Source organism: Actinomycetota bacterium (assembly GCA_041658565.1).
Taxonomy (GTDB): domain Bacteria; phylum Actinomycetota; class AC-67; order AC-67; family AC-67; genus JBAZZY01.
On sequence record JBAZZY010000092.1, the window covers coordinates 1 to 2,763 of the forward strand.

Consider the following 2,763-nt stretch of genomic DNA (forward strand, 5'->3'; position numbering starts at 1 on the left):
GACCAGCCGATGCCGGGGATGTTGTCGGGGGCCGTCCCGCCGATGGTCGGGAACTGTGCGTGGCGGCGGAAGGCACCGACGGCCTCGTGCAGGAACGCGCGCCCGCCGGGCAGCGCCACGAAGGCGACGAAGTTGCCGACGTCCGAGAATATGTGGCTGAACGGGAACGGGTAGCTCTGCGAACCGGGCGCGTCCGAGAAGAAGCCGATGGTCTCCAGCGAGATCATGCCGATGAGCTTCTCGCCCTCTTCGTGCAGCGCCTTGGCGTAGCGGTAGCTGCCCATGTCGGGTGTGCGGTCGTAGGGCGGCTCCTCGTTGACGAACAGCACCAGCCGCAGCCGCTTGTCCGTCAGCGGCACGTTCTTCAGCAGCCGCGCCAGCTCCAGCACCGCGGCCGAGCCGCTGCCGTTGTCGTTGGCGCCCGGCGCGTCGTCGGCGGAATCATAGTGGGCGCCGATCACGAGGCTCGGCGTTGCCGCGGTGGCGCCCGGCGGCGCCAGCTCGACGGAGATGTTGCGCACTGGCTTGTCGCCGATGGCATAAACCTGCGCCTGCGGCTCATAGCCGAGCGCTTTCAGCTCGCCCTCGATGTAGGCGGCGGATTTCTCCAGCGCGGCGTAGTGCGGCACGTTATGCGGCTCGCTGGCGATGGCGACGACGTGCCGTCGCAGGCGCTGGGCGAGGTCGCTCTCTGCCGCCGTGACGGGAGGCGGCGGTCCGGCGAATGGCTCGCCCGGCAGGCTCAGCGAATACCAGTATGCCGCGGCGAGGACCGCGACCAGCAGGACGAGCAGCCCTGCAATCCACAGAGCGACCATCTTGATCACGCCACGGTCCCGTTAGTGTCCCGATTCCGAAGTTCGCCAGAGCTTGCGGCTGGGTCGAGAGCGAACTTCGGAATCATAAGGGACACTAGAATCATTGGCTCGCTAGTGTGATTCAGATCGAGAAATTCGCTCGATCCCTCTCCGCTTATGATGGCGAATTTCTCGATCATCACACTAGTCGGCATCTGCACCTGCATCGTCGGCACCCGCGCCGCTCGACTCTTCGGCCCGCTCGATCTCGCGCTGGCGCTGGCGCTCGCGCTCCTTCTCGCGCTCGCGCTCTTTCTCCTTGGCGCGGTCGATCTCGGCCTGCTCCATCCGCGCATCAACGTACGCGCCCACGGCCTCCTTCAGCTCTTCGGTTTTGTTTTCGAAGAAGTGGTTGGCGCCGGGGATGACCTGATGCGTGATCTTGATGCCGCGCTGCGTCTTGAGGCGCTGCGACAGCTCGCCGACGGAGTTGGACGGCACGACGCGATCCTTGTCGCCGTTGATCATCAGACCCGACGACGGGCAGGGCGCCAGGAACGAGAAGTCATAAAGGTTCGACGGCGGGGCCACGCAAATGAAGCCTTCCACCTCGGGACGGCGCATCAGCAGCTGCATGGCGATCCACGTGCCGAACGACACGCCGGCGATCCAGCAGCTCTTGGCGTCGGGCTTGACGATCTGCAGCCAGTCGAGCGCCGAGGCTGCGTCCGACAATTCGCCGGGGCCGCCGTCCCAGATGCCCTGGCTGCGGCCGACGCCGCGGAAGTTGAACCGCAGCACCGAAAAGCCCCGCTCCACGAAGGTGTGATAGAGCGAGTAGACGACCTGGTTGTTCATCGTCCCGCCAAACTGCGGGTGCGGGTGCAGGATCAGCGCGATGGGGCTGTCGTTGGCGGGCTCGTGATGATAGCGAGCCTCGAGACGGCCCGCAGGCCCATTGATAATCAGCTCGGGCATCGTTTTTCCAACTCTTAGGGGCTGCGGATCGGCCGGCGGCGGGGGGTGCGCGGCAGAGCCCTCAAACAGGCCGTGGAATCGGTCGTGCCGAAACCTTGACTTGTGGGCTCGGAATTTTCATATTCCTATAGACTTTAGAACCGTTCGAAAGAGCCTGGCCGGGTTTTCTGCCCTCCGGCTCCTCGACGGTGGCGCTTCTTAGCACACGGCCCGGTGCCGATTGCAAGTGAAAGCGCCCGTGTGTGCCGTGTGGCGGCAGTGGAGGACGTGGTGTGGAGTTGAACACAAAGGCGCGGTACGCGGTCATGGCCATGGCCGACCTCGCCAAGTATGGCGCCGTTGCCGCAGTGCCCCTCTCGGCCATTGCTGAACGGCAGGGCCTTTCTTTGTCCTACTTGGAGCAGATCTTTCTGCGCTTGCGGCGGGCCGGCCTGGTGGCGAGCGCGCGCGGCCGTTCCGGCGGCTACGTGCTGGCGCGCCCGGCAGGCGACATCCACATCGACGAGATCATGCGGGCGGTCGAGGAGGAGACGCGCCTGACGCGCTGCCTCGACAGTGAGACCGGCTGCCTCGGCGATCGCCGCTGCCTAACGCACGGCCTATGGCATGCGCTCGGCGCCCACATCGTGGCGTTCCTGGCGGACGTCTCGCTGCAGGAGGTTGTCGACGGCATCCCAGCCCGCAAGCTTCCCGCCCCCGTGCAACATCGCCAGCCGGAGCTCGTCGGCCAGTGACGCAGACACGCACATACCTCGACCACAACGCGTCTACGCCGCTGCGAAGCGCCGCGCGCGCGGCGATGCTCGATGCCGACGCGGCGACCGGCAACCCGTCGTCGGTGCATGCCGAGGGCCGCCGCGCCCGGGCCATCATCGATACCGCGCGCGAGCAGGTAGCGGCGCTCGTTGGCGCCAAGCCGAGCGAGGTGGTGTTCACCAGCGGCGCCACGGAAGCCAACAACGCCGTCATGGCCGGCGGCTGGAAGGTG

4 protein-coding genes are annotated in these 2,763 nt (G+C 66.4%); 2 read left to right on the forward strand and 2 right to left on the reverse strand.

Annotation, left to right across the window (positions count from 1 at the left end):
• Positions 1–818: M28 family peptidase (locus tag WDA27_15275; protein ID MFA5892286.1), on the reverse strand; the 818-nt coding region annotated here is incomplete at its 3' end.
• Positions 819–1,001: 183 nt separating this feature from the next.
• Positions 1,002–1,775 carry an alpha/beta hydrolase gene (locus WDA27_15280; GenBank protein MFA5892287.1) on the reverse strand — a complete coding sequence of 258 codons (774 nt, stop codon included), beginning with the start codon at positions 1,773–1,775 and terminating at the stop codon, positions 1,002–1,004.
• Positions 1,776–2,086: 311 nt separating this feature from the next.
• Between WDA27_15280 and WDA27_15285 the strand changes: the two genes are divergently transcribed.
• Positions 2,087–2,509 carry an Rrf2 family transcriptional regulator gene (locus WDA27_15285; protein MFA5892288.1) on the forward strand — a complete coding sequence of 141 codons (423 nt, stop codon included), beginning with the start codon at positions 2,087–2,089 and terminating at the stop codon, positions 2,507–2,509.
• Positions 2,506–2,763, forward strand: a 258-nt coding sequence (locus WDA27_15290) for an aminotransferase class V-fold PLP-dependent enzyme (GenBank protein ID MFA5892289.1), incomplete at its 3' end; no start/stop codon positions are given. The genes WDA27_15285 and WDA27_15290, both read left to right, overlap by 4 nt.